The 24,917-nt window shown below is 67.0% G+C and carries 23 protein-coding genes; 5 read left to right on the top strand and 18 right to left on the bottom strand.

Features of this window, described 5'->3' with window-relative positions; genetic code table 11:
* Positions 1-444: 444 nt before the first annotated feature.
* Positions 445-1,638 carry an integrase gene (locus H7A85_RS06420; RefSeq protein ID WP_182085042.1) on the top strand — a complete coding sequence of 398 codons (1,194 nt, stop codon included), beginning with the start codon at positions 445-447 and terminating at the stop codon, positions 1,636-1,638.
* Positions 1,639-2,094: 456 nt separating this feature from the next.
* Here the strand turns inward: H7A85_RS06420 and H7A85_RS06415 are convergent, their stop codons facing one another.
* From H7A85_RS06415 to H7A85_RS06360, 12 genes are all read right to left on the bottom strand, one after another.
* Positions 2,095-2,862 (bottom strand): SDR family oxidoreductase, encoded by a 768-nt coding sequence (locus tag H7A85_RS06415; RefSeq protein ID WP_182085041.1) that lies wholly within the window; start codon positions 2,860-2,862, stop codon positions 2,095-2,097.
* Between the two features lie 427 nt (positions 2,863-3,289).
* The gene (locus tag H7A85_RS06410; protein WP_182085040.1) at positions 3,290-5,215 is read right to left on the bottom strand and encodes a methyl-accepting chemotaxis protein; all 1,926 of its coding nucleotides are present in this window, start codon (positions 5,213-5,215) and stop codon (positions 3,290-3,292) included.
* A 115-nt stretch (positions 5,216-5,330) separates the two neighbouring features.
* Positions 5,331-7,520, bottom strand: coding sequence for a chemotaxis protein CheA (locus H7A85_RS06405; protein WP_244631008.1), 2,190 nt, complete (start codon positions 7,518-7,520; stop codon positions 5,331-5,333).
* A 48-nt stretch (positions 7,521-7,568) separates the two neighbouring features.
* Positions 7,569-7,931 carry a response regulator gene (locus H7A85_RS06400; protein WP_210270221.1) on the bottom strand — a complete coding sequence of 121 codons (363 nt, stop codon included), beginning with the start codon at positions 7,929-7,931 and terminating at the stop codon, positions 7,569-7,571.
* A gap of 108 nt (positions 7,932-8,039) precedes the next feature.
* Positions 8,040-8,384 carry a hypothetical protein gene (locus tag H7A85_RS06395; protein WP_182085038.1) on the bottom strand — a complete coding sequence of 115 codons (345 nt, stop codon included), beginning with the start codon at positions 8,382-8,384 and terminating at the stop codon, positions 8,040-8,042.
* Positions 8,384-8,947: a chemotaxis protein CheD gene (locus tag H7A85_RS06390; protein ID WP_182085037.1), complete on the bottom strand. Its 564-nt coding sequence runs from the start codon at positions 8,945-8,947 to the stop codon at positions 8,384-8,386. Before H7A85_RS06390 ends, H7A85_RS06395 begins: the two co-directional genes overlap by 1 nt.
* Positions 8,944-9,333, bottom strand: a complete 390-nt coding sequence (locus tag H7A85_RS06385) for a response regulator (protein WP_182085036.1) — start codon at positions 9,331-9,333, stop codon at positions 8,944-8,946. Before H7A85_RS06385 ends, H7A85_RS06390 begins: the two co-directional genes overlap by 4 nt.
* An 89-nt stretch (positions 9,334-9,422) precedes the next feature.
* Complete coding sequence (locus H7A85_RS06380) at positions 9,423-10,442, bottom strand: chemotaxis response regulator protein-glutamate methylesterase (RefSeq protein WP_182085035.1); 1,020 nt, start codon at positions 10,440-10,442, stop codon at positions 9,423-9,425.
* 28 nt (positions 10,443-10,470) lie between these two features.
* The gene (locus H7A85_RS06375) at positions 10,471-11,343 is read right to left on the bottom strand and encodes a protein-glutamate O-methyltransferase (protein WP_182085034.1); all 873 of its coding nucleotides are present in this window, start codon (positions 11,341-11,343) and stop codon (positions 10,471-10,473) included.
* Between the two features lie 34 nt (positions 11,344-11,377).
* Positions 11,378-11,845, bottom strand: coding sequence for a chemotaxis protein CheW (locus H7A85_RS06370; protein ID WP_182085033.1), 468 nt, complete (start codon positions 11,843-11,845; stop codon positions 11,378-11,380).
* Between the two features lie 53 nt (positions 11,846-11,898).
* Entirely contained in the window at positions 11,899-12,699 is an 801-nt protein-coding gene (locus H7A85_RS06365) for an Hpt domain-containing protein (RefSeq protein ID WP_280514907.1), read from the bottom strand.
* Positions 12,700-12,759: 60 nt separating this feature from the next.
* Positions 12,760-13,080 carry an STAS domain-containing protein gene (locus tag H7A85_RS06360; protein WP_182085031.1) on the bottom strand — a complete coding sequence of 107 codons (321 nt, stop codon included), beginning with the start codon at positions 13,078-13,080 and terminating at the stop codon, positions 12,760-12,762.
* A 458-nt stretch (positions 13,081-13,538) separates the two neighbouring features.
* Between H7A85_RS06360 and H7A85_RS06355 the strand changes: the two genes are divergently transcribed.
* On the top strand, positions 13,539-13,943 hold the full coding sequence (locus H7A85_RS06355; protein WP_182085030.1) for a diacylglycerol kinase: 405 nt from the start codon (positions 13,539-13,541) through the stop codon (positions 13,941-13,943).
* Here H7A85_RS06355 and H7A85_RS06350 read toward each other — a convergent pair.
* Positions 13,918-14,103: a DUF2256 domain-containing protein gene (locus tag H7A85_RS06350; RefSeq protein ID WP_182085029.1), complete on the bottom strand. Its 186-nt coding sequence runs from the start codon at positions 14,101-14,103 to the stop codon at positions 13,918-13,920. The genes H7A85_RS06355 and H7A85_RS06350 overlap by 26 nt on opposite strands.
* Before the next feature lie 91 nt (positions 14,104-14,194).
* Between H7A85_RS06350 and H7A85_RS06345 the strand changes: the two genes are divergently transcribed.
* Positions 14,195-14,887 (top strand): SDR family NAD(P)-dependent oxidoreductase, encoded by a 693-nt coding sequence (locus H7A85_RS06345; RefSeq protein WP_182085028.1) that lies wholly within the window; start codon positions 14,195-14,197, stop codon positions 14,885-14,887.
* 4 nt (positions 14,888-14,891) lie between these two features.
* Here H7A85_RS06345 and H7A85_RS06340 read toward each other — a convergent pair whose 3' ends face one another.
* The 5 genes from H7A85_RS06340 to H7A85_RS06320 all read right to left on the bottom strand — a co-directional run bounded on the left by H7A85_RS06340 (position 14,892) and on the right by H7A85_RS06320 (position 20,380).
* Complete coding sequence (locus H7A85_RS06340) at positions 14,892-16,274, bottom strand: deoxyribodipyrimidine photo-lyase (protein WP_182085027.1); 1,383 nt, start codon at positions 16,272-16,274, stop codon at positions 14,892-14,894.
* Between the two features lie 44 nt (positions 16,275-16,318).
* Positions 16,319-17,431, bottom strand: a complete 1,113-nt coding sequence (locus H7A85_RS06335; protein ID WP_244630980.1) for a L,D-transpeptidase — start codon at positions 17,429-17,431, stop codon at positions 16,319-16,321.
* A gap of 74 nt (positions 17,432-17,505) precedes the next feature.
* Complete coding sequence (locus H7A85_RS06330) at positions 17,506-18,237, bottom strand: ABC transporter permease (protein ID WP_182085026.1); 732 nt, start codon at positions 18,235-18,237, stop codon at positions 17,506-17,508.
* The gene (locus H7A85_RS06325) at positions 18,234-19,172 is read right to left on the bottom strand and encodes an ABC transporter ATP-binding protein (RefSeq protein ID WP_182085025.1); all 939 of its coding nucleotides are present in this window, start codon (positions 19,170-19,172) and stop codon (positions 18,234-18,236) included. The genes H7A85_RS06330 and H7A85_RS06325 overlap by 4 nt, the downstream gene beginning before the upstream one ends.
* Complete coding sequence (locus H7A85_RS06320) at positions 19,169-20,380, bottom strand: ABC transporter permease (protein WP_182085024.1); 1,212 nt, start codon at positions 20,378-20,380, stop codon at positions 19,169-19,171. The genes H7A85_RS06325 and H7A85_RS06320 overlap by 4 nt, the downstream gene beginning before the upstream one ends.
* Positions 20,381-20,594: 214 nt before the next feature.
* Between H7A85_RS06320 and H7A85_RS06315 the strand changes: the two genes are divergently transcribed.
* The gene (locus H7A85_RS06315; RefSeq protein ID WP_182085023.1) at positions 20,595-21,728 is read left to right on the top strand and encodes an efflux RND transporter periplasmic adaptor subunit; all 1,134 of its coding nucleotides are present in this window, start codon (positions 20,595-20,597) and stop codon (positions 21,726-21,728) included.
* Positions 21,725-24,874 carry an efflux RND transporter permease subunit gene (locus H7A85_RS06310; RefSeq protein ID WP_182085022.1) on the top strand — a complete coding sequence of 1,050 codons (3,150 nt, stop codon included), beginning with the start codon at positions 21,725-21,727 and terminating at the stop codon, positions 24,872-24,874. The genes H7A85_RS06315 and H7A85_RS06310 overlap by 4 nt, the downstream gene beginning before the upstream one ends.
* The last annotated feature ends 43 nt before the right edge of the window (positions 24,875-24,917 follow it).

Below are 24,917 nucleotides of genomic sequence, written 5' to 3'. Positions count from 1 at the left end.
ACACGTCCACCTGCCGAAGTTTGGCGACGATCTCTTCCGGCTTGTGCTTCTTCTGTCCCATTCTCGTGTCCTCCATCAGCTCGAAAGCCTACTTCAGGGAGGACCACTTTTCAGGGGGCAGACCACTCGTCCGGCCGTGCCCCACGCCCATGGCGCCGCCGCCCGCGTTGCCGGTCTTGGACCTCTGGTGATGCAGAACACGCCGCCCCGCGGGGGCGAGATGTTCCAGCTCGTCGTCGACGTCATCGATCTGCGCCCGGGGTACATCGACAACGCCTCGGCCGACACGCTCATACCGCTGCAGGACGCCTTCTGGCTCCCGCAGCTGGAAAACGTCCCGGAGAAAGCCGTCTACGCGGCCATCCACTCCGGCTCCCTTATCGCCTCTCGGATCGGCCGCACGTTGTACGTGACGAAAGCCGATGTCCTCTCATGGAGTATCGCTTGCCGCGTCCAACCCTGCCAGCCCGCCTTGAGTGGGAACCGCCCAGGTACAACGCAAAGACGGGGCAGCTCACTCACAACGGCAATTGGGTCATCACCGATCGCGGCAAGCGACGTCGGACTGGATGCGGCAAGGAGGACCTTGCTGGGGCTCAGGCAAAGCTTGCCGACTACCTCGCGGAGCAGCACCAGGAGGCCGAGCCCGAGCCCAACTTAGCCGCGAGCCAGATCCTGGTCGCGGACGTCGTCGCATACTACGCCAAGGAGGCCGTGGTGGACGTCGCCAGGCCGAAGGAATTCCTCGCACGCCAGGAGCGCCTTCTGGCGTGGTGGGGGAGCCGCAAGCTGTCGGCCGTCAACGGCTTCACCTGCAAGGCTTATGCCCGCGCCCGCGGATCGCAGAGCGCGGCCCGTCGCGAGCTCGAGGATTTCAGGGCGGCGATCCGGCTCTACGCCGAGAATGGTCTCCTGCGCGAGAACGTGGTCGTCGTCCTGCCGTCGAAGCACCGGAGCCGCCTGACCTACTTCGATCGGGGACAGATGGCGACGCTCCTGTGGTACTGCTGGCGGGCCCGCGAGGTTCAGAAGGGCGTCGTCACGGACAAGCGCCACCGTCGCCACCTCGTCCCGTTCATCCTGACCGCTCTCTACACCGGATCGCGCTCGGCGAAGATCTGGAACGCCAGCTTCACGGTCCAGGAGGACGGTCCCTGGGTCGATCTGGAGCACGGTGTCTACCACCGGCTCGGAACGAAGGAGGTCGAGCAGTCGAACAAGAGGGCGGGCACCGTCCGCATCCCTGGGCGCCTCCTGGCTCACATGCGGAGGTGGCGCCGCGGCTCGTTGAAGGACGGCCGACGCGTCCAGCGCGAGTGGCTCGTGGAGTATCGCGGGCAGCCGGCCGACCCCCGGAAGGCCTTGTCGAAGGCGATGGACCATGTCTTCGGAGAGGGGCACCCCTACGTCCGCCACACTTTCCGGCACACGTGCGCGAGCTGGCTCCTGTGGGCAGGCGAGGACCTGAACGAGGTCGCGGGCTACATGAGCATGACCGTCGACGTCTTGATATCGACGTACGGCCACGACCATCCCGAGGCTAACATGGCCGTCGGGAAGGCGTTCACGGAGGGGCGCGCCGGCCATCGTCGCGGCCGCTCCCGGCGCGAGCGCGGCGCGGAGAGCGCGGTCGCCTGAGAGGGAACCGCGGAGGTTTCCGGTGGAAACACCGGGAACAAACCGGCATTCAGGGGGTCTCGACAACGGCCGGACCCCCTATGCTACAAGGGTTCGGGCTTGGCGGCGTCACGTTCGGGACGAGGGGGTCGCAGGTTCAAATCCTGCCACTCCGACCATTCTTCCGGTCACCAATCTGATTTCCTTCGCTAGTGTGACGCGTGCCGTGCCGGATCGGGCTTTACGCGGTCGGTATTCGTCGGACCGAGGTTTTCCGACATTCGCGCTTGTGGTGGCGGGTTTGCGCCTTCGGCCGCGATCGTGCCGCCGGTGGGGCAAGCCGAGGTTCGAAACCGACTGTGGTGGCGGCGTCGATGCGAACGGCGCGTGGGGATACGAGCGTTCGAACGGAGGGACGATTCGCAACGCGAGCCGCTGCGCTCGATATTTCGAGGAAGCAGCTGGAGAAAGGGACGATCAAAGTGTCGCGAGGACGCCGCCGTCGACGTAGAGGATCTGTCCGTTGACGAAGTCGGAAGCCCTGGAGGCGAGGAAGATCGCTGCGCCCTGCAACTCCTCGACCTTGCCCCAACGACCGGTCGGGGTGCGAGCCTTCAGCCATTCGGTGAACTTCGGATCGTCCACCAGAGCCTGGTTCAACGGGGTCTCGAAATAGCCCGGCCCGATGGCGTTGATCTGCAGTCCGTGCCGCGCCCAGTCCGTGCACATGCCCTTGGTCAGGTTGAGGACGGCACCCTTGGTGGCGGTGTAGGGGGCGATGGAATAGCGTGCGGCCTGCGCTTGGAGACTGGCGATGTTGATGATCTTGCCGTGGCCGCGGGCGATCATGTGCCGGGCGGCGGCCTGACCCGCGAAGAACACCGAATCGACGTTGGCGCGCATGATCTCGTGCCAGGTCTCGGGCGGATAGTCCTCCAGCGGCGAACGCCTCTGGATGCCGGCATTGTTGACGAGGACTTCGATCGGGCCGATGTCCCGTTCGACCCGGTCGATCCCCCCCGATACGGCCTTGTGATCGGTCACGTCGAAGACGGCGGTTTCGGTTTCGATCCCTTCCCCGCGTAGGGCCTCGGCCGCCGCCACCACGGCATCGGCGCGGCGCCCGTTCAGGACGATGCGAGCGCCGGCCCGCCCCATTCCCTGCGCCAGCGAGTAGCCGATCCCCTGGCTGGAGCCGGTAACGAGGACGATGCGCCCGGTCAGATCGAACAGTTTCAGGGACATGGAAAACCTCCGATACGCTTCCGGGCGCTCAGGCCGGCCCTGGGGCTGGGTCGTGTGCGGTTCCCGACCCCTTTTCATCTATCGGCACCGGCACGAGCGGTCCATCCGGTGCGGACGGATCCGAGCTTTCGTTTCCTTGGTTTGCCTCGCCGACGCGATCCGCTTGGAAGAGAGGCGCTTCGCCGGTGGGCGTCTCATTCCGATGCGGAGAGGACGACGAAATGCAGGTTCGGGCATCACGATCGGGCTCGCATGGCGCGAAACACCTCGCGGTCGCGATGGGGATGGATAGCGAACGCTCCAGCGGGAGGACGAGAAGGCTCGTTCCTCACATCCCGGTTTCATAGGGCTTCGAAACGAAAAGAGCCGGATCCCAACTGGGGATCCGGCTCCTTCGATGGTTCGAGAGGGGAAACGGGGGAGGGGATCAGAACTCTTCCCAATTGTCCGTCAGGGTCTTCAAAGCCGCGTTGCCCTGCGCGACCGGTCGCATCTGCACGGACGCACGCGGACGGGCCGAGGGGGCGGACGGAGCGTTCGCAGCGGGCCTGGCGCGCGAAGGGCGCTGGCTCGTCGCCAGTTTGAACTCGGAGATGAGACGGGCGAGTTCGTCGGTCTCGGTGGCAAGCGACTGCGCGGCGGCCGTCGCCTGTTCCACCATCGCGGCGTTCTGCTGGGTGACCTTGTCCATCTGGTCGGCGGCGGTCTGCACTTCCTTCAGCGACACGGCCTGCTCGCGGGCTCTGCGGGCGATCTCGGCAACGGTGCGGCTCATCTCGCCGACCTCGGCGATGATCTCGTCCAGCGAATGGCCCGAAGCCGACACCAGCTCGACGCCTTGTGCGACCTGGCTTCCCGACATCGAGATCAGTTCCTTGATTTCCTTCGCAGCCTCCGCCGAGCGCTGGGCGAGCCCACGCACTTCCTGCGCCACTACCGCGAAGCCACGCCCCGCCTCGCCAGCGCGCGCCGCCTCGACACCGGCGTTGAGCGCCAGGAGGTTAGTCTGGAAGGCAATCTCGTCGATGACACCGATGATCTTGCCGATCTTCTCGGACGACTGTTCGATCGTGCGCATCGCGCCGACGGCCTGGGCGACGATCTCGCCGCCCTTGGCGGCGTTGCGGTTGGCGCTTTCGGCGGTTGCCTGGGCGCGGCTGGCGTCCTGCGCGGTGTCGTTGACGGCGCGCGTCACTTCCGCGAGCGCGGCTACGGTCTGTTCGAGGCTCGCGGCCTGCTGCTCCGTGCGCTGGGCCAAGTCGTTGGAGGCGACGCTGATCTCGCCGAGACCGGTCCGGATCGAGCCGATGGAGGTGACCACGGAGCCGAAGGTGGTTTCGAGCTTTTCCACCGTGCCGTTGAACTGGTTGCGGATCGGCTCGTACTGGGCGGCGACGTTCTCTTCGATGCGCACCGTCATGTCGCCGTCCGACAGGCGTTGGAAGCCCGTTTCGATGGAGGATACGAAACCCTGCAGTTCCGCCGAGTTGCGACGTTCGATGACCGAGAGACGCTCGCGCTCGGCCGCCTGCTCGGTGCGCAGGGCGGCTGCCTCTTCCTCCACGCGAACCCGCTCGATCGCGGCCTGGCGGAAATTCTCGACCGTTGCCGCCATCTGGCCCACTTCGTCGCCGCGCTCCAGCGAGGGGACGATGACGTTGCGATCGCCGGCCGAGAGTTTTTTCATCGTATCGCGCAAGCGCATGATGGGAGCTGCGATGCTGCGCGTCAGCAACCAGCCCAGGAGCAGGCCGGCCAAGAGCAGCGCGACGACGCCGCCCATCATCTTGATGACGCCGCTCTTGAACTTGTCCGCCTGGGCCTGCGCTTCCGCATCGGACTGCGCCAAGAGTTCATTGATGTTGGCGTCCAGGGCGTCCTCGGCCGGGTCGACGAAGGCGTCCGATCGCTTCGAGGCGACAAGGTCGATGCCCTGCTGACGCGTATCGGGGGATGCGGCGAGTTTGATCACGGTGTCGGCGATCTCGCTCCGCCAGCCGTTCATGCTGTTCTGGACGACGCGCAGGCGCTCGACCCGGTTCGGATCGGTTTCCTGGCTTTCCATCTCCGCGAGCTTCTTGAGAAGGTTGCCGTTGTGAAGCTGCACGCGCTCGACGTAGTAGGGGGTGTTGAACAGGAGAACGCCGCGCAGCGAGTTTTCCTGCCTCGCCATGAGGACCCGCGCCGCCTGCGCGTTGCGCAGCTGAAGGTTGGTCTCGATGCTGGCGCGGCGCACGGTTTCGCTGGTCGAGGTCTGATAGTAGACCGACGCGCCCATGGCGGCGGAGCCGACGATCATGATCGCGAAGGATGCCATGATCTTCTTGCCGAGGCTGATATCCGGAAGGCGCATGCTCGAAAATTCCTTTTGAAAAAATCTAGGGAGGAGATGCGGTCCCACGCATTTCCGGGCATGTCGGCGGCGGAGCCTCGATCGGCCGGCTCCGCCGATGCGGACGGGAATGACCCTATTCAGCCGCGATCGCCACCGGCGCCACGTCGAAGCGCGATGTCGCGGCCACGACGTCCACGTCGAGGATGAGCGCGACGCGCCCGTCGCCCAGGATGGTCGCAGCGGCGATGCCGGGAACGTGGCCGTAGTTCGCCTCGAGACTTTTGATGACGACCTGGCGCTGGCCCTGGATCGCGTCCACCAGCAGCGCCGAGCGCTGGCCGTTCTCGGCTTCCACGAGAATGGCGACGCCGTTCAAGGCATCGGTCGGGCGCGAGCGGTAGCCGAGCTGGCGGGCGACGTCGATGAGCGGAAGGAAGCGGTCGCGCACGTTCATCACGTACTCGCCGTCGCCGAAGGACTTCACGTCGTCGGGCTTGGGCTTCAGCGTTTCCACGATGGCCGTCAGCGGAACCACGAGGGTGTGGTCGTCGCAGGACACGATCATCCCGTCGAGAACCGCCAGCGTCAGCGGCAGGCTCATGGAGAAGAGCGAGCCCTTGCCCGGCGTCGAGGTGATCGACACGCGCCCGCCGAGCGACTGGATCGAACGCTTCACGACGTCCATGCCGACGCCGCGGCCCGACAGTTCCGATACTTCCGACTTGGTGGAGAAGCCGGGCAGGAAGATGAGGTTGTCCATCTCCTCGTCCGACAGCTGCATGTCGGGCGCGATCAGGCCCTTGGACACGGCGATGTCGTAGACCGCCTTGCGGTTGATGCCCGCGCCGTCGTCCGAGATCTCGATCACGATGCGGCCCGAGCGGTGCATGGCGGCGACGCGCACCACGCCTTCCTCGGGCTTGCCGGCGGCCACGCGCTTTTCCGGCGATTCCAGACCGTGGTCGATCGCGTTGCGGATCATGTGGGTGAGCGGGTCGGACAGGCGCTCGATGACGGTCTTGTCGACCTCGGTGTACTCGCCCTCCGTCACCAGGCGAACGCTCTTGCCGGTGCGCTCGGCGACTTCGCGCACCAAGCGCGGCAGCTTCTGGAAGACCGACTTCACGGGCTGCGCCCGGATCGCCATGACGCTGTCCTGCATCTCGCGCGTCAGTTGCTCGAGTTCCTCGAGGCCGATGGCGATGTCGGACGCGCGCGCGAGGCCTGCCTGGAGAAGGCGCTGCGACAGCATGACCTGATGGATCACGAGTTCGCCCACGAGATCGATCAGGCGATCGACACGCACGAGATCGACGCGGATGGTGGCACCGGCACCCTGGCTTGCGCCGCCGCGCCCTTCGCCGCCCGCTTCGCCGCCGGCAGCTTCGCCTTCGTTGGCGGCTGCTCGTGCGGGGCGGGGCTTGAGCGCGCCTTGCGCCGGCGCCTCCGGCTGGGCTTCGACCGAGGATCCAGCATCAGGGCCGGCGGAAACGCTCGATAGAAGCGCCAGCATCTCGGCCTGGAGGTCTTCCGCCGAGGGACCGGCGGTCTCGTCCACGATCTCGCGGATTGTCAGTTCGCAGTCGCCGTCGACGAACTCGAAGATTTCCTGGATCGCCGCTTCGTCCTGCGAGGTCGACAGGTCGATGGTCCAGGACAGCGCCGCGCCTTCGGGATCGAGCTCGGCGAGATCGGGGAGGTCGTCGGCTTGGGCTCGGACCGTGCCGGTTCCGAGCTTCAGCGTTTCGCGGATCAGGCGCGCCGCTTCGTTCGCCTTCTCGTAAAGCGAGGGATGGGGGGCGAAGCGGACCTCGTAGCGCTTCTCGGCATCGGAAGCGACGAGAAGGTCCGACAGGTCGATGGCGATCGGCGCGAATTCCGGCTCCTCGTCGGCCGCGGTTTCGAAATGGCCGTCCGCCAACTTGGCGCCGGCCGGCGCATGACCGCCGCCGCCCGCCAGGACGACGAGCTCGCCCGAAACCTCGGCCACGCGCTGCGGATCGACGCTGCCGCCGTCGCGCGCCACGGTGACGAGGTCGGTGAGGACGTCGGCCGAGCGCAGGAGAACGCGCATCACGCCCGCATCCGGGTCGAGCCTTTCGGAGCGAACCAGATCGAGCGTGGTTTCGAACACGTGCGCGAAGGACACGAGGTCGTCGAGATTGAAGGCGCCCGCGCCCCCCTTGATCGAATGGACCGCGCGGAAGACGGCGTTCACCGTCTCGCTATCGGTTTCCCCGCCCTCCATGGCCAGAAGGCCGCTTTCCAGTTCCTGCAACCCTTCGGCACATTCTTCGAAGAATGTCGCCCGGATTTCCTCCATGACGTCCACGGTGCAGGTCCTTTCAGGAAAGTGTTCGGTGCTTCGAGATCAGGGCGCGACGCGGTTGATCGCGTCGACGAGCTTGCGAGCGTCGAAGGGCTTCACGATCCAGCCGGTGGCGCCGGCGGCCTTGGCGCGCGCCTTCTTGGCGGCGTCGTTCTCGGTGGTGAGGACGAGGATCGGGATGGCCCGGCGGCCGGCATCGGCCCGCAGGCGCTCGATGAAGGTGAGGCCGTCCATGCGCGGCATGTTCACGTCGGTGACGATCACGTCGGGCTCGCAGCCTTCGAGAACTTCCAGACCGTGGACGCCGTCCTCGGCCTGCACCACCGAGAAGCCCGCGTCGCTCAAGGCGCCGTTCAAGAGTTGGCGCATGGTGCGCGAGTCGTCGACTGTCAGGATCGTCTTCACTTGTGTCTTCCCTCTCGCGCGGAGTGGATGATTAAAGATAAATCTTACACGAATTACTTACGCTTCGATGAACGGCCGGACGGCCGGGACCTTGGCCGGGCGAAGCGATCAGAAGAAGTCGATGTCGCCGGAAGTTTCCGGCGTAGCGGCCAAGCAACCAGTCAAGCTTTGCGCAAGTTTCGCGAGGCGAACCTCGGACAGCGGACCCGACAAGTCTCGTCGGGTCTCGGCGTCGAAATGGGGCGCGCTGGCATGGAGGAAGGCCGAAAGCTCCCGAAGCGTCTGCTCGGCGAGATCCTGGTCCTGGGCCTTCGCCAGCGCGGCGGCGTCGAGGGAGCCGCCGGGGGAGGGGAGATCCCGAACCAGCTGGGCGAGCGCGGCAAGTTCCGTTGCCACGCGCGCCAGAAGCTGCGCCGAGGTCAGCGCCGTATCGCTGGGAAACGGCGCGTTCATCAGAAGAGCTCAAGATCGCCGCCGCTGACGGGCGCGGCCGCGCGCGGAGGGGGCTTGGCGAAGGCGGCGCGGTCGGTCGGCTCCATCAGGATCTGGCGCGCCCGGCCCGAGACCGGCCAGAACTCGATGCGCCGCCCTTGCGCGCCGCCGGTCGAGCCGCCGAGAAGCGTAATGCCTTCCATCTGAAGGAAGCGCGTGGCGAAGTCGATGTTCTTGGCGCCGATGTCGGACAGCCCGCCGACGGTGCGCGCACCGCCGAAGATCTTGGCTTCCAGCGCGTGGCGCCGGGCGCCCTTCTTGAGAAGGCCGTTGATCAGCACTTCCATGAGATAAAGGCCGTAGCTCTCGACGCGGCTGCCGCCGTCCCCCCCGTCGCCGGGAAGGAGGAAGTGGTTCATGCCGCCGACGCCGGCTCCGGGATCGCGGATGCAGGCGGCGACGCAGGAGCCCAGAAGCGTGGTCAGGACGACATCCGGACGGTCGTCCACCAGGGCTTCGCCCTGGATCAGGTTGATGCGGTGGCGCTCCGGGGCGCGAGCCGCCGATGCAACCGAAGGGGTCATTGCAGGCGCCCGACCACGGCTTCGATCGTCTTGCGCAGCATCGGCGCGGAGATCGGCTTGGCGAGGATGTTGTTGGCGCCGAAGGTCGCCGCTTGTTGGACGAGGGCGCGGTCGCCCTTGCCGGTCAGCATGATGAACGGCGTCTTCTTGGTCGGCGCATAGGAACGCAGGGCGCGAAGCAACTGGATGCCGTCGAGCTTGGGCATGTTGAAGTCGGAAATGACGATATGGCACGGCGTCGACATCATCAGCTTCAGCGCCTCCTCGCCGTCGCAGGCGTAGACGACGTTCTTGATGCCGATCTCGGTCAAGGCTTCGTAGGTCAGCATCCGGCTCGTGCGATGGTCGTCGACGATCATCACCTTGAGTTGTTGTGCTAGGCTCATGGGAACGAATGCCTTTCTGAAATGCTGGTGCCGCTAGTATTGGTGTGCAGGAGCGAAGATTTCGTCAACGCTCCATAGAAATTCGTTCGTCAGCCGAAGATTTCGTCGGCGATCCGCGACAGGGGAACACGCTTCTCGGCAGCTCCGATCTCCCAGGCGACGCGCGGCATGCCGTAGACGAGCGATGTGGCCTCGTCCTGCGCCAGCGTGTGGAAACCCCTCTGGCGCATCTCCAGAAGCCCCTGTGCCCCGTCGCGGCCCATGCCGGTCAGGATCGCGCCCGTGGCACGGCCTTCGAACACGCGCGCGATGGAGGCGAAGAGGACGTCGACGCTCGGGCGGTGCCCCTGCACCGGATCGTGCTCGTCGAGCGCGCAGGCGAGCGAGCCGCCGAGACGGCGGATCGTCAGATGCTTCCCGCCGGGTGCGAGATAGATGTGGCCGGGCTTTAGAACCTCGCCGCTGCGCGCTTCAACCACGTGGGCCGGGGAAGCGTTGTCGAGGCGCGAGGCGAAGGAGGAGGTGAAGGTTCCCGGTAGATGCTGAACGATCATCACCGGCGGCGTGTCGGCGGGAATCTTGGCGACGACCTGGAGCAGCGCCTCGACGCCGCCGGTGGACGATCCGATGCCGACGAGTTCGGGGCCGTTTTCCCGGACGCGCCGAGGCGTGGCGACTGGGCGCCCGGCCAGCCGGTTGGTGCCTGCGCCGATCATGGCGCGCGCCAGCTTGGCTTCGCGCACGAGGCCGGGAAGGGTTGCGAGCGTATCGACCCCGCCCGCCGTCGGCTTGGCGACGCAGTCGAAAGCGCCGAGTTCGAGTGCCGCGAGCGTCGCTTCGGCGCCGGGGCGCGTCAGGGTGGAGACCATGATCACCGGCGTCGGGCGCAGGCGCATGATCTTTTCCAGGAACTCGATCCCGTTCATTCCGGGCATCTCGACGTCGAGCGTCACGACGTCGGGGTCGAGGGACTTGATCTTCTCGCGCGCCTCGTGCGGCTCGGACGCTTCGCCGACCACCTGGATCGCGTGGTCCTTGGAAAGCGCATGGCGCACCAGCGCGCGCATGGTGGGCGAATCGTCGACGATGAGGACGCGGGTCGGCGTCATGGAGGCGTCTCCGCGACCTTATGAGTGTTCAGTTGAGTTGGTAGATCGTGTTGCCGACGAGCGTGGTCTGCTCGGCGGCCGCGCCCGCCATCCGCTCGGAATGGCCGATATAAACGAAGGCGCGGGGCTCGAGGAGCTGGGTGAAGCGACCCCAGATGCGCTGGCGCGTCGGCTCGTCGAAGTAGATCGTGACGTTGCGGCAGAAGATGGCGTCGAAGCGGCCCTTCATCGGCCACTGACCGATGAGGTTCAACTCGCGGAAGGCGACGAGCGCCTTGAGTTCGTCCGCCACCCGGAACTCGCCGCCTTCGCGCGTGAACCACTTGCGCTTCAGCTCGCTCGACACGGGCTTGAGCGCCTCGTCGTCGTAGAGGCCCTCGCGCCCGAACTCGACGACGTTCGGGTCGATGTCGGATGCGAGGATGCGGATGTCGTAGTCCGCCGCGTTCGGCATCATGTCGAGGATAGTCAGGCCGATCGAGTAGGGCTCGTGCCCCTTGGAACAGCCGGCCGACCAGATGCGCACCCGTCCGCCGCGCCTGGCGTTATCCAGAAGCGGGGGAAGCAGCGTCTTGCGCAGATGGTCGAAGTGGTGCGGTTCGCGGAAGAAGTGGGTGACGTTGGTGGTCAGCGCCGCCAGCATGGTGACGCGCTCGGAAGCGCCGGCATGGCTGGTGATCAGCGAGCAGTAGTCCTTGAAGCTCGCGAGCCCGAGCGCGCGCAGGCGCTTGGCCAGCCGCGAGTAGACGAGGGCCGACTTCGACGAGGGCAGGGCGATGCCCGAATCCTCGTAGAGGACCTTGGCGATCAGGAGGAAGTCCTTGTCCGTCATCCGGAACTCGCCGTCCACCGAAGCGTCGGCGGAGGACGAGGCGATCGAGGCGCCGAGCGGTTGTGCCATGGGAGGACCGACTTCTCGAGAAGCGAAAGGCGCTTTAGGCAGCCATGCTGCGGGCGGCGGGCAGGATGTTCTCGATGCCGATCAAGGAGATCATCCGCCCGTCGAGCGGGATCACGCCGCGCACGAAGGTACGGGCCATCTCGGAGGCGACTTCGGGCGTCGGCTGAACCGACTCGTCCATGACCGTCAGGATGTCGGAGACCGCATCCACCAGAAGGCCGACGAGCTGCTGATCGACGATCACGACGATGATCACCGAGCGCTCCGTCGGCTCCGTCGCATCGAAGCCGAGGCGCATCGACAGGTCGATGATCGGCAGAACCGTGCCGCGCAGGTTGATGACGCCGGTCACGTAGCGCGGGGCATGGGGCAGGGGGGTGGCGGCGGTGAAGCCGCGGATCTCGCGCACCGAGATGATGTCGACGCAGAATTCGCGATCGGCCACCCGAAAGGCGATGAGTTCGCGAGCGCCTTCCCGATCCTGCGGTTTGGTAAAGGTCATGTGGGGCCTCGGCTTGGGTCGTGGGATGGGACGGTGCGGTGCGGTTCAGGTCGTCAGCGGGTCGCGGCCGCCAGGAGCGCCGCGAAGACGTCCTCCGGGCTTTCGCCGTCGATGGTATGCTCGTCTGGGGATTCGAGGCGCGTGATCTCGAGCTCGCAGTCGTCCTCGACGAACTCGAAGATCTCGCGAATGGCCTCTTCGCCCTCCGCCGTTTCGAGCTCGATGCGGAAGGCCAGTGCGGCGCCTTCCGGCTCCATGGCTTCCAGGGAGGGAACATCGTCGGTGATGGCGACGACGCGGCCCTCGCCGAGCGCCAGGACCTGGCGGATCAGACGGCTCGCCTCGTTGGCGCTGGCATAGAGCGAAGCGTGCGGGCGGAACACGATGTCGAAGCGACCGCCCCCGTCGCCGACCAGCGTCGAAAGATCGAAGGCGACCGGCTGGAAGCCGAGCCGCTCGAAATCGGAAAGACCGGTGGCCTCCTCGACCGGGGCGGGCTCTTCGGCCGGAACATAGGCGCGGATCTCGTCGCCGATCTCGCAGGTTTCCCGAGACAGCGCGACCTGACCGCGCAGAGTCTTGGCGGAACGGGCGATCAGGTCGGCCACGGCTGCATCAGTGGCGAGGTTGCCGGAGCGGATCTCGCCGAGAAGGCTTTCGAACGTCTTGGCGAAGCCGGTCAGCTCGGCCAGCTTGAACGAGGCTGCCCCGCCCTTGATCGAATGAACCGCCCGGTAGGCGACGCCGATCGTCTCGGCATCCGGCGTGCCGCCTGCAAAAGCCGGCAGGGTGCCGTCCAAGGCCTCGAGCCCTTCGGCGCACTCTTCAAAGAAAGTGGCTCGTATCTCGACCATGGCGTCCACGGGGGCGGTCCTTCTCGATGCGGTGTCGCGGATGAAGACGAAGCTCGGCGGTTACTCGGACGCCGCGAAGTCGAAGGCGAAGGCCGGCTCGTCCTTGCGAAGCTCGGCCATGTCGAGGCCGAGGAGCTGCCAACCCTCCTCGAAGCCTTCCGAGGCCTCCGTCAGCTCGAAGTCCTGGCCGTCGCCGCGCCAGCTTCGCGCCGCCGACAGGAGAACCGCCGCGCACTGGCCGCCGATGCGCTCCACCCCTTGCGCGTTGACGACGATCGGCTGCCCGCGCAGGTCCGAAAGCTCGCGGTGAAGCGGCGTGGCCGCCCGCACGTCGAGCACGGGGCCGAGCGTGACCACTTGAGCCGGCGATTGGTCTTGCATCGGTCGGATCTCCATCGGGCTGCCATAGCCTTCGGGTGCTGGGACCGGGCGGTGGGAACCAACCCGGTAGAGGTATGCGGTCGGGTTCGATGCAGCCTCGCGTGCTCGGCGGAACGGGCGGGGCGGACTTTCAAACCTTCGTCATTCGAAGGATTACTCTGCAAGATTTACAGAAACCTTGATGCGCGACCGTTCGACCGTATTTTTCGAAGGTGCCAACTTCGGCTGGAGGCAGCGGGCGAGTTCGCGACCGGATGCGGACTGAATTCCAAGGCAGGCGAACTTTCCACGAAAAGGCTTTGCGCGGCGCTTTACTTGGAACCACCCGGACCGGTCGGTTCGCTGGCGAAGGCTCGGCCGCCCTTGTGGTCGCAGAGGCTCTGCCGTATCGGAACGCCCTTTCCCATGCCGTGTTTGCGACAGATGGGAGAGGGTTCGAAAACGCGAAGCGATCAGCGATGACACAGGATATACGCCCGGGCGGCCCGGCCCCGCGCAAGCTCAACGGCTTCGAGCACCTCGTGGCGGCGGCCGGCTACTCCGTCGACGGCCTGCGGCGGCTTCTGCGCGAGCCGGCCTTTCGGCACGAAATCCTGTTCGCCGCCGTGCTGCTCGGCGTTCTGGCGATCGACGGCGCCTCGGCCGCCGCGCTCCTCATCCAACTCGTCCTTCTGGCGATCCTCGGCGCGATCGAGGCGGTGAATACGGCGATCGAGCTGATCGTGGATCGCGTGTCGCCCGAATTCTCGGCCTTCGCCAAGCACGCGAAGGACCTCGGCTCGTTTGCGGTGTTCTCGCTTGTGGTCGCCAACGCGGCTTTCTGCGCCGCCGTTCTGTTCAAGGATTCGGCGTCGTTTCTCTAGGCGCTTCGTGCCGATGGCGCTTCGCCTCCGCCCGGCAGCGGTCCGAGCAATACAGGACTTCGTCCCAGGTTCGCGCCCAGGCGCGGCGCCACACCATCGGGCGCCCGCAATGGGCGCAGGGCTTCGAAGGCAAATCGCCTTTTCGGCGCATCTTCGGCATCGCATCCCATCCCGATCCTGATGGGCCGGGAACTTGCGATGTCCGGTCCCAGTTCCGCAAGCGGATGCACCCATAGGCGGAACGGACCGGAATGCTCACCTCGCTTCGCAGGGGATACCAAGCCCTCGTGTTCGGCGCGACGGGCGGAATCGGCGGTGCCGTCGCGGCTCGGCTGGAGGCGGACGCCACATGCGGGCGCGTCGTCGCCCTGTCGCGCCGCGACGGGTTCGATCTGGAGGACGAAGGCTCGATCGCAGCGCAGGCAGCACGGCTGGCGGATCAGCGGTTCGACCTCGTATTCGACGCGACGGGCGCGCTGCAGATCGACGGCTACGGGCCGGAAAAGGCCCTGCGCGCGATCGACCCCGCCGGCATGGCGAGCCAGTTCGCGGTGAACGCGATCGGCCCGGCGTTGATCCTCAAGCACTTCGCGCCGCTCCTGCCGCGCGACCGGCGGGCGATCTTTGCCACTCTCAGCGCGCGAGTCGGCTCGATCGGCGACAATCGCCTCGGCGGTTGGATCTCCTATCGGGCGGCCAAGGCGGCGCTCAACCAGATCCTGCGCACCGCCGCGATCGAGATCGCCCGCACGCACCCGCGAGCCGTCGTCGCTGCGCTGCATCCCGGGACGGTCGCGACCGCTCTGTCCGACCCGTTTGCCAGCGCGCGGGACCGCTTGACGCCGGAGGCGTCCGCCGAGGCGCTTCTTGCCGTGCTCGATGGCCTGCCACCGGAGCGAACGGGCAGCTTTCTCGCCTATGACGGCTCGCCGATCGAATGGTGAGCGGTCAGTCGGCGTTCTCCGCCTTCGCCAGCTTGTCCACCGTCGCGACATAGGCGTCGGCGTCGAACTTCTTGAGGCTGGCCGGGCCGAGATAGCGGATGCTGCCGAACACCGGCCGACGGCCCCAGGGACGGTCGTGCAGGCCGAAGAGCCAAGCGATGTTGGTGAAGGAATTGGCGTCCCGCCCGTCGAGGAAGTAGCGGTTGTTGAGCGCCAGCGCCGTCTTGAACGCGGCTTGCGGAGAGCGCGACCATTCCACGATCTTCTTGCCCCAGTACATGCGCATATGGTTGTGCATGAAGCCGGTTTCGCGCATCTCGCGCATCGCGGCGTTCCAGTATTCGTCGTGCGTTTCTCCCGCCGCGAGCTTCTTCTCCGTGTAGACGTGCTCGCGCTCGTCCCCCTCGTGTTCGCCCAGCGTCTTGCGGCACCAGTCCGGCAGGCATTCGTAGCTGTCGTAGCGTTCCTCGTAGAAGACGTGATTGATCGCCAGCTCGCGGCGAACCAGCAGTTCTTCGAGATAGGCCGCCTTGTCTTCGTCGCCGCCCTTGCGCGCCGCGCGCACGGCCAGCGCGATCTCCAACGGCGCGATCTGGCCGAAGTGAAGATAAGGACTCATGTGCGAGGCCGCGCCCGCTTCCGGATGGTTGCGGTCCTCGCCGTAGGTCGCGAAGGGGCCGGACAGAAACGCCTTCAGGCGCTTCTGTGCCTCCGCCGTGCCGCCCCGGAACCGGCGCACGGAGCCGATCGAGTGGTCGAGCTTCATGGAAGCCACGAGTTTTGCCACGTCCGACAGGTCGAGCGTGTCGCCGAGCTCCAGCCGGTTGCCGTGGCGCTTCAGGTCTCGAGTCTTTAGGGGAACCATGAACTCGTCGCGCAACCGCACGACCTTCGGGCGAAGGGTGCGGGCGGCGTATTCGTGCTTGGGCGAGGCGGTCTCGATGGGGACCACCACCTCCGTCTCGATCTGGATCAACGGGCATTCGATCCGGTCGGCAAGACGCTTGCGCCAGAGCTTCTCGATCTTCAGATATCCGCGGTCGCAGATGGCGAGCGCGGCGTGTTCCGACAGGGCGAGCGCCACTGCGTCCGGGTCGCCGAGCCGCAGGACGAAGCGCACGTGGCGCTTGGCCATTTCCTTCTCGACCTCGGCCAACCCCTCCACCATGAAATGGTAGTGCCGCGCGTTGCCGTCGGGGAAGGCGTCCGTCATGCCGAAGACGCAGACGAGCGGCAGGTCGAGTTCGTTGGCCCGCTCCACCGCGTATTCCAGCGCGTGGTTGGTCGATACGCGCTTGGCCGCCTGCATCCAGTAGAGAACGTATCGCTTGTCTTCGAGCGGTTCGCCGTCCTTCAAGACCATGATGCGCTGCGGCTGGATCGTCATGCGGCTTTCCGTTTCTCGTCCGGGAATCGGGTGGCGAAACGGTATCAGTCCCGGAACGTGACCACAGTCTTTTTCGGCTCCACCAGCCGCGACAATGTGGCTGCGTTCCAGTTCGTCAGCCGCACGCAGCCGTGGCTTTCGGTCTTGCCGATCTGGGAGGGCTCGGCGGTCCCGTGGATGCCGTAGGTCGGACGTGACAGGTCGATCCACATGGAGCCGACCGGGCCGTTGGGACCGGGCGGGATGGTCAGGACGTCCTTGTTCTTGCCCTGCTGGAAGTTCTTGTCGGGATTGTAGGTGTAGTTCGGATCGGGCGCGACCACCTCGACCGTCGCCTCGCCGGACGGGGAGGGCGTATCCTCCGAGCCGATCGAGGCGGGATAGGCGAGAACGAGGCTCCCGTCCTCGGCATAGGCGAAGACCTCGCCTGCCGACTTGTCCACCTCGATGCGCGTGACCTTGGAGCTCGGCTCCTCGCCGATGCGCGGCACGAGGATCGTCTGCCCCGCCTTCGCAAAGTCGGCGTTCGGGTTCAGCGTTTCCAGAAGCTTCTCGTCGATGTGGAAGCGCTCGGCCAGCATCTCGCGGGGCCCGCGAAAGCCGAGATACTTCATTTCCGCCATCTCGGCGTAGTCCTTTGGGATCGATTTGACGTAGCGGCCGTCCACGTCCTTCTCGGTGATCTCGTAGGTGGTCATCGCCTCGCCGCCGTCGACGGACAGAACAGCCCAGAGATCGGCGTCGGGCTCGCCGTCCACCGGCAGGTCGCGCATCGTCTCGTAGGCCCGGACGGCGCGCACCGTGTTGTCGCCGAGAAAGCCGTCGACCACGCCGGGCGAGGCGTTGGCCCGGTCGAGCAGCACCTGCATGCGGATCAGGAACGGGTCGGGCCGGTCGAGCTTGGGCTCGTTCGCTGCCGGCGCCTCGGCCAGGGTTTCCTCGTCGTCGGCCGGGGCGTCGTCGTCCGACGGCGCGGAGGCATCCGCGGGGTTCTCCGCGGCTTCCTGCTCGGCCTTCACACGCGCTTCGTCCAGGCGCTGGCGATATTCGTCGGGCGTCGCCCGGTTGATCGCGTCGGCGGTAAGCTCCTGTGCGCCGGCCGGAAAGGCCACGGTGATCACAAGAAGGGGAAGGATGGTGCGAAGGCCGGAATGCATCGGAGCCGCCATGGTCTGGAATGGTGCGGAACAACGCGGGAAACAGGACCCGAGTTGCCCTCGATCGGCAAAGTTCATTTCGGGTGCGAGAACCTTCGTTCCAGGAGCGTCAACGCGTCGAAGGACAGGATGGCGAGCAGCCCGACGATCGTGGCCCCTTGCACGACGAAGGCCAGATTGTTGGACAGGAGCCCGGCGATGATGACCTCGCCGAGCGTCGGCGCCCCGACCGTCGAGCCGATCGTCGCGGTTCCCAGGCTCACCACCACCGACAGGCGCAGGCCCGCGATCATCAAGGGCAGGGCCAAGGGAAGCTCGACCTGCCACAGGCGCTGCAGCGGGGTCAGCCCTACGCCGCGAGCCGCCTCCACGACGGCCGGCGCGACGCCGCGAAGACCGGCCGTCGTGTTCTCGAAGATCGGCAGCAGGGCGTAGAGGAACAGCGCGATCACGGTCGGCACCGCGCCGAAGCCGACGGCGGGCACCGCCAGCGCCAGGACGGCGACGGGCGGAAAGGTCTGCCCGATGTTCACGAGGCTTCGCGACAAGGGCAGGAACTCGGCGCCGAAGCGCCGGGTCACCACCATCGCGAACCCCGCAGCGACGACGAACGCGGCTGAAATGGCGATCGCGACGAGTTCCAGATGTCGAAGGGTGAGCAACGCGAGGCTCGTCTGCGTGTAGATCGGCGAAGCATTGTTGCCGGCCAGCGGGCGAAGCAGGGGTGCGAAGGTTTCTGGCGCGAGAAGCGCGACCGCCAGGAAGCCGAGCGCAAGAAGGCGCAACCAGGGCGCAAACCCTCTCATGCGGGCCGCGCTGCGCTGGCGATGAGGGCATCACGGCGGATCGTGCCGACAACGCTGCCTTGGCTATCCGCCACCGGCGCTTCCTCCCGGCCCGACCACAGGAGTTCGGCCAGCGCGTCGCGCCGGTTGGCCTCGAACGCGATCGGCGCGCCGGAGGCGTCGCCGGGGCTCACGAGATCGCCGATCCCTTCCACCGAAAGGAGGCGCAGGGCGCGGTCGGAACTGCCGACCATGTCCTCCACGAACGGGTCGGCCGGCCGGGCCAGGATCTCGGCGGGGCTCGCACATTGCATCATGCGTCCGCCGCGCATCACGGCGATGCGATGGCCGAGGCGAAGGGCTTCGTCCATGTCGTGGGTGACGAGGACGATGGTCGTCTCCGTCGCCTTTTGCAGCGCCTGAAGATCGGCCTGCGCCTTGGCGCGGATGATCGGGTCGAGCGCGCCGAAGGGCTCGTCCATCAAGAGAATGTTGGGCCGGGCGGCGAGCGCCCGGGCGACGCCGACGCGCTGCTGCTGGCCGCCCGAAAGCTCGTGCGGGTAGCGGGTGGCGAAGTCCCGGGCCGGCATGCCGAAGAGTTCGAGAAGCTCGCTCACACGCGCGTCGATCTCGCGCCGTTTCCAGCCGATGAGGCTCGGCACGGTCGCGATGTTCTCCGCCACCGTTCGGTGCGGGAACAGGCCGTGGTTCTGAATGACGTAGCCGATGCGGCGGCGAAGCTCGGGGCCGGAAACGCTGCGGATATCGTCGCCGTCGATGCGGATCTCGCCGGCGCTCGGTTCGATCATCCGGTTGATCATGCGCATCAGCGTCGTCTTGCCCGACCCGCTGGTGCCCACGATCGCCATCACCGTTCGCGGCTCGATCGTCAGCGTCACGTCGTTCACGACGGGCTCGGCGCCGTAGCGCTTGGTGACGTTTCGGATCTCGATCATGACGCGAGACGGCCTTTGGCTGGCGAGGAAACCTCGATCGCCGCGTCCAGGACCACGGCGGTGGCAAACGCGAGGATCACGGTCGGAAGCGCGCCCAGGAGCACAAGGTCGGTGGCGTTCTGTCCAAGCCCCTGGAACACGAAGACCCCGAAACCCCCGCCGCCGATCAGGGCGGCGATGGTGGCCAACCCGATGTTCTGAACGAGAACGATGCGGATGCCGACGAGGATCACCGGCAGGGCGAGAGGCAGTTCGACCCTGAGGAGGCGCTGGCGGCGCGTCATGCCGATGCCGGTCGCCGCGTCCTTGGCGGCGGGCGAGACGCCGGCAAAGCCGGCCAGCGTGTTGCCGACCACGGGAAGCAGCGAATAGAGCGTCAGCGCGACGAGAGCCGGGGCGATGCCGATGCCGCGCACGCCGATCGCGGCGGCGCCCGGCACGTGGAGCGCGATCCAGCCGAGCGGCGCGATCAGGAGCCCGAACAGGGCGATGGACGGAACGGTCTGCACGATGTTGAGGGCGTTGAGGACGGGGCCGCGAAGGACCGGCCAGCGCTCGGCCAGGATCGCAAAGGGAATGCCGATGGCGATCGCGATCCCCATGGAGCCGAAGGCGAGCGACAGATGGCGCGCCCCTTCCGCCCAGAACGTGTCCGCCCGCGCCGCGAACTCCTTCATCACCGAAAGGCCGTCGAAGAAGCCGGTGCCGAGGAAAAGGAGGGAAAGTGCCCCGACGCCGGCCAGAAGGGCCAGCCGGAAGGCGGGTCCGGGGCGCTTGCGCGTCAAGGCGTCGGCGAGCGCCAGCGTCATCAGGAAGAAGGCGGTCCAGAATCCGGAAGCCGGGGACACGCGCGCATAGGGGTTGTCCGACGGGGCGAGATGGTCCGGCGCCAGCCCGATCGCCAGGCACAAACCCGCGGTCCCGGCCAGCGCGCCGATCAGCCGCAGGGTGGAGGGAAGGCGAAAGGCGAAGGCCGCCGCGGTGGCGAGGATCGCGAGAAGCAGCATCATGCCGCTTCCCGGAGGCAGCGCGTCCAGAAAACCGTGCGCTTCGCCGGCGACGATTCGGTTGGCCTTGAGGGTAGCGAAGGGGAGCACCCAAAGGGCAAGCGCGATGCCGAGGCCGATGGGCAGGCCGACCTTGTCCGCCTGCAGGCTCCATCCCGTCGCGGGCCCCGGCGACGCGGAGGCCGACGGCGATATGGTCATTCGAACGGTCTCCGAAACTCGGGTCGTGCGGCTGCCCCGCGTCTTCGGGTCGGACGACTAGGGGTTCCCATGTTATGGGGCGCAGGGCGGTTTCGTCACGAAACGTAACAAAACGTCCGGTTGACCCGGGGCCCGCGAGACCCGATGTCAAACTCGCGACACGCTTGTCGGCTGTGGTCGCGCGGACTTCGTCACGAACGGGAATCATTCAGGAATGGCCTTTGGGCTTCGAAGGGTCGTCGCGGTTCTTTTGGCTGTGGGAGCGGGAGCCGGCATCTACGCGGCAGTGCAGGGCGGCGCCGAGCCTTCCGGCGCGGCGGTGATCGACCGCGCCCGCCCGCCCGCCGGCCCGACCGAGCTGGCAAGCTTCGAGGTCGCCACCGTGGAACGGCGCGCCTTCACGCGCGACCTGTCCGTGTCCGGTCCGGTTCAGCCCGTGCGCCGCGCCGTCATCACCGCCGAGGTTTCCGGGCGCATCGCATCGCTCGGGTTCGACGTCGGGCAGCGGGTCGAGGCGGGCGACGTTCTCGCGCGCTTCGACGAGACGCTTCTGCGCTCGACCCTGTCGGCCCGCGAGGCGACGCTGGAAGCGCGGCGCGCGCAGATCGAGCTCGCGCAGTCGGTTCTGGAGCGGCGTCGCAAGCTCGGCACGGCCGGCATCTCGTCGGAGGCCGATCTCTTAAGCGCCCAGTCCGATCTTCTGAACCTTCAGGCGCAAGCCCGCGCTCTGGAGGCTGAGGTCGCCGACGCGCGCAAATCCGTGGGTGATGCCGTGGTCGTCGCGCCCTTTGCCGGCACCATGGCCAAGCGCGAGGTGGAGGCCGGCCAGAGCGTTCCGGTGAACGCCGAGCTTCTCCAGCTCGTGGATCTGTCGAGCGTCGAGATCGCCGCCGCCGTACCCACCAGCCGGATCGCCGAAGTGGCGATCGGACAGGCGGTGAACCTGCGCATCGAGGGGCTCGGGGGCCGGACGCTGATCGGACGCGTCTCTCGCATCGCGCCCGAAGCCGTTGCCGGCTCGCGCACGATCTCGGTCTTCGTCACGGTGGACAATGCGGACGGCGCCATTCGCGGCGGCATGTTCGCGGTCGGCGAGATAGCCGTTCAGACCATCGCCGACGCCGTCGCCCTGCCGCCCGCCGCGATCCGGCAGGACGAGGCGGGAACCTATGTGCTGGCGGCCGAGGGCGGAAAGCTCGTGCGCCGGCCGGTGCGTACCGGCGAGACCCTCCCGCAAAGTGGGCTCGTGGTCGTCGCCGAAGGGCTGGAAGCCGGCGAGGTCGTGGTCACCGCGCCCTTGCCGGACCTCAAGGCCGACACGGCGGTGGTGATCGAAGGCGCGGCATGATCCTCACCCGCATCAGCGTCGCCCACCCGGTCTTCGCCACGATGATGATGGCGGCGATCGTGGTGATCGGGCTGTTTTCCTACAACCGGCTCGGTCTCGACCAGTTTCCCGACGTCGACGTGCCCGTGGTGGTGGTCGCGACCACCTATGACGGTGCTTCGCCACAGGCGGTCGAATCCGAGATCACCCGCCCCATCGAGCAGGCGGTGAACACGATCGGCGGCGTCGACCGCGTGACCTCGCAGAGCTACGAAGGGCGCTCCCTCGTGATCGTCGAGTTCACGCTGGAGACCAACTCGCAGAGCGCCTCGCAGGAGGTGCGCGACCGCGTGTCGCGGGTCCAATCGAGCTTTGCCGACGGCATCGACGCGCCGCAGATCACCCGCTTCAACCCCGACGACCAGCCGATCCTGTCGCTCGCCGTGTCGTCCGCGACCAAAAGCCTGCCGGACCTGACCTCGCTCGCCGATCAGGTGCTCACCAAGCGGCTCAACGTCGTGCCGGGCGTCGGGCAGACGTCGATCCTCGGTGGGGCCGAGCGGCAGATCCAGATCCTGCTCGACCCCGCGCGGATGGAAGCCTTCGGCGTCGGCACGGCCGGCGTGATGGACGCCATCCGCCGCGAGAACAAGGACATCGCGGCGGGAACGCTGACCTCCGGCATTTCCGGCCAGAACGTCACGGTGGAAGGGCGTATCGCGGATGTGCCGGGCTTCGAGCGCATCATCGTCGCCACCGACGGGGGCGCCGCGATCCGTCTGACTGATGTCGCCAGCGTTCGCGAGGGCGGGGCGGAGCTGACGAGCCGCGCCGCCTACGACGGCGTACCGGCGCTCGGCATCGACGTCGTGAAGGTGCAGGGCACCAACACGGTCGCCGTGGCGCGCGATCTTCAGGCCGAGGTCGTCAAGCTCCAGTCCGAGTTCGCATCCCAGGGAGTGCAAATCGCCGTGTCGCGCGACAATTCGCGCGCGATCGCCGCGCAGGTGTCCGACGTGCAGCGCACGCTGATCGAGGGCGCGGCGCTGACCGTCGTCATCGTGTTCCTGTTCCTGAACTCCTGGCGCTCCACCGTGATCACCGGGCTGACGCTGCCGATCTCGGTGATCGGCACCTTCGCCGTGATCCACTTCCTCGGCTTCACGCTCAACACCATGACGCTTCTGGCGCTGTCGCTCGCCATCGGCATCCTGATCGACGATGCGATCGTGGTGCGCGAGAACATCACGCGGCATCTCCACATGGGCAAGTCGCACCGGCAGGCCGCGATCGACGGAACGGAGGAGATCGGGCTCGCCGTTCTGGCGACGACGCTCTCGATCGTCGCCGTGTTCCTGCCCGTCGCCTTCATGGGCGGTATCATCGGCCGCTTCTTCCTTCAGTTCGGCGTGACCGTGTCGGTCGCCGTCCTGATCTCGCTCTTCGTGTCGTTCACGCTCGACCCGATGCTGTCCAGCGTCTGGTACGATCCGGCCTCGCGGCCAAACGCCAAGCGTGGGCCCATCGGCCGGATAGTCGCCGCCTTCGATCGCGGCTTCGAGGGCTTAGCGGCGAACTATGCCAGCGTCATCCGTTGGACCTTCCGGCATCGCCTCGTCACGCTCGGGCTGATCCTCGCCACCTTTGTCGCCAGCCTCATGCTCGTGCCGCGCATCGGCGCCGAGTTCGTGCCGGTCGGCGATCTCGGCGAGTTCACCGTGTCGATCGAGACCCCGGAAGGCTCGTCCCTCGACTACACCGCGCGCAAGGTGTCGCAGGTCGAGCGCGTGCTCGAGGCGATGCCCGAGGTGGCGACGACCTATTCCACCGTCAACGCCGCCTCCGCACGCGGCTACAACTCGGCAAGCGTCGCGGTGACGCTGGTACCGATCGCCGAGCGATCCCGCTCGACGCTCGACCTCTCCACCCCCTTGCGCGAGCGCCTGTCGCGCATCGCGGGCCTGACCGTTTCGGTGAACCAGCCCTCGCTCGGCGGCGGCGGGAGCGGGGCGAACGCCAAGCCCCTGCAGGTTTCGGTGCTGGGCGAAGGCGAGGGCGAGCTGAAGCGCCTGTCCGATGAAGTCATCGCGCGGCTCGGCCGCATTCCGGGCGCCGTCGAAATCGAATCCTCCATCGACGACCGGCAACCGACGCTTGCCGTTCGCGTGCGCCAGGAAGCGGCCAGCGATCTCGGCGTTTCGCTCCAGTCGATCGGCGACACGCTCTATCCGCTGGTCGCCGGCAGCGCGATCTCGGTCTGGAACGCGCCGGACGGGGAAACCTACGACGTCCTCGTCCGATTGCCCGAGGAAGGGCGCGAGCGCGCAGGCCAGCTGCGCGAGCTGCGCATCGCCACCGACCGCCGGGATGCGGACGGGCGCGCGGTGCTCGTCGCGCTCGATCAGGTGGCCGACGTGGTGGATAGCGCCGCGCCCTCCTCGATCGACCGCCGCGATCTGACCCGCGAGGTCCGCATCTCCGCCAATGTGGAAGGGCGCGCGCTCGGCGAGGTGGTGAGCGAGCTTCAGCGGCAGATCCCCGAGATCGCCGTTCCCGCGGGCTACCGTATCTCGTTCGGGGGCGACGCGGAGAACATGGCCGAAAGCTTCGGCTACGCAGTGCAGGCGCTAGCGCTCGCGGTGATCTTCATCTACCTCATCCTCGCCTCGCAGTTCGGCTCCTTCCTTCAGCCGTTGGCGATCATGGTCTCGCTGCCCCTATCGCTGATCGGGGTTCTTCTTGGGCTTCTCGCCACCGGCTCGACGCTCAACATGTTCTCCGCGATCGGCTTCATCATGCTGATGGGCCTCGTCACCAAGAACGCCATCCTCATCGTCGACTATTCCAACCAGGCGCGCGGGCGCGGGCTGACGCTGCGCGAGAGCCTCGCGGAAGCCGGCCAGGTGCGCCTGCGCCCGATCGTGATGACGACGCTCGCCATGATCTTCGGCATGGTGCCGCTGGCGATGGGGCTCGGCGAAGGGGGCGAGCAGCGCGCGCCGATGGCCCATGCCGTGATCGGCGGGCTCCTGTCGTCCACCGTCCTCACATTGATCTTCGTGCCGGTGGCGCTCACCTATCTCGACGGGTTCGCCCGCCGTACCCGCCGCTTCCTCCCGCGCGCGGCGGACGATGTGGCGGCGGAAGGGCGGACGCCGGCCGAATGAAACGAGGCGTGGACGGCGGCGCCCGAGCGATTGCCTTGCCAAG

This window comes from Aureimonas sp. ME7 (genome assembly GCF_903970965.1).
Classification (GTDB): Bacteria; Pseudomonadota; Alphaproteobacteria; order Rhizobiales; family Rhizobiaceae; genus Aureimonas.
The sequence above is the reverse complement of the archived record's forward strand: the minus strand, read 5'-3'. Positions and strand labels throughout refer to the sequence as shown.

Coding starts and splice junctions, on each gene's coding strand:
- H7A85_RS06360 (WP_182085031.1), bottom strand. CDS start 13,080: ATGCAAGACCAATCGCCGGCTCAAGTGGTCACGCTCGGCCCCGTGCTC.
- H7A85_RS06315 (WP_182085023.1), top strand. CDS start 20,595: ATGGCCTTTGGGCTTCGAAGGGTCGTCGCGGTTCTTTTGGCTGTGGGA.
- H7A85_RS06355 (WP_182085030.1), top strand. CDS start 13,539: ATGACACAGGATATACGCCCGGGCGGCCCGGCCCCGCGCAAGCTCAAC.
- H7A85_RS06350 (WP_182085029.1), bottom strand. CDS start 14,103: ATGCCGAAGATGCGCCGAAAAGGCGATTTGCCTTCGAAGCCCTGCGCC.
- H7A85_RS06375 (WP_182085034.1), bottom strand. CDS start 11,343: ATGGCACAACCGCTCGGCGCCTCGATCGCCTCGTCCTCCGCCGACGCT.
- H7A85_RS06325 (WP_182085025.1), bottom strand. CDS start 19,172: ATGATCGAGATCCGAAACGTCACCAAGCGCTACGGCGCCGAGCCCGTC.
- H7A85_RS06410 (WP_182085040.1), bottom strand. CDS start 5,215: ATGCGCCTTCCGGATATCAGCCTCGGCAAGAAGATCATGGCATCCTTC.
- H7A85_RS06405 (WP_244631008.1), bottom strand. CDS start 7,520: ATGGAGGAAATCCGGGCGACATTCTTCGAAGAATGTGCCGAAGGGTTG.
- H7A85_RS06340 (WP_182085027.1), bottom strand. CDS start 16,274: ATGACGATCCAGCCGCAGCGCATCATGGTCTTGAAGGACGGCGAACCG.
- H7A85_RS06380 (WP_182085035.1), bottom strand. CDS start 10,442: ATGACGCCGACCCGCGTCCTCATCGTCGACGATTCGCCCACCATGCGC.
- H7A85_RS06365 (WP_280514907.1), bottom strand. CDS start 12,699: ATGGTCGAGATACGAGCCACTTTCTTTGAAGAGTGCGCCGAAGGGCTC.
- H7A85_RS06395 (WP_182085038.1), bottom strand. CDS start 8,384: ATGAACGCGCCGTTTCCCAGCGATACGGCGCTGACCTCGGCGCAGCTT.
- H7A85_RS06415 (WP_182085041.1), bottom strand. CDS start 2,862: ATGTCCCTGAAACTGTTCGATCTGACCGGGCGCATCGTCCTCGTTACC.
- H7A85_RS06335 (WP_244630980.1), bottom strand. CDS start 17,431: ATGCATTCCGGCCTTCGCACCATCCTTCCCCTTCTTGTGATCACCGTG.
- H7A85_RS06390 (WP_182085037.1), bottom strand. CDS start 8,947: ATGACCCCTTCGGTTGCATCGGCGGCTCGCGCCCCGGAGCGCCACCGC.
- H7A85_RS06385 (WP_182085036.1), bottom strand. CDS start 9,333: ATGAGCCTAGCACAACAACTCAAGGTGATGATCGTCGACGACCATCGC.
- H7A85_RS06330 (WP_182085026.1), bottom strand. CDS start 18,237: ATGAGAGGGTTTGCGCCCTGGTTGCGCCTTCTTGCGCTCGGCTTCCTG.
- H7A85_RS06320 (WP_182085024.1), bottom strand. CDS start 20,380: ATGACCATATCGCCGTCGGCCTCCGCGTCGCCGGGGCCCGCGACGGGA.
- H7A85_RS06370 (WP_182085033.1), bottom strand. CDS start 11,845: ATGACCTTTACCAAACCGCAGGATCGGGAAGGCGCTCGCGAACTCATC.
- H7A85_RS06310 (WP_182085022.1), top strand. CDS start 21,725: ATGATCCTCACCCGCATCAGCGTCGCCCACCCGGTCTTCGCCACGATG.
- H7A85_RS06345 (WP_182085028.1), top strand. CDS start 14,195: ATGCTCACCTCGCTTCGCAGGGGATACCAAGCCCTCGTGTTCGGCGCG.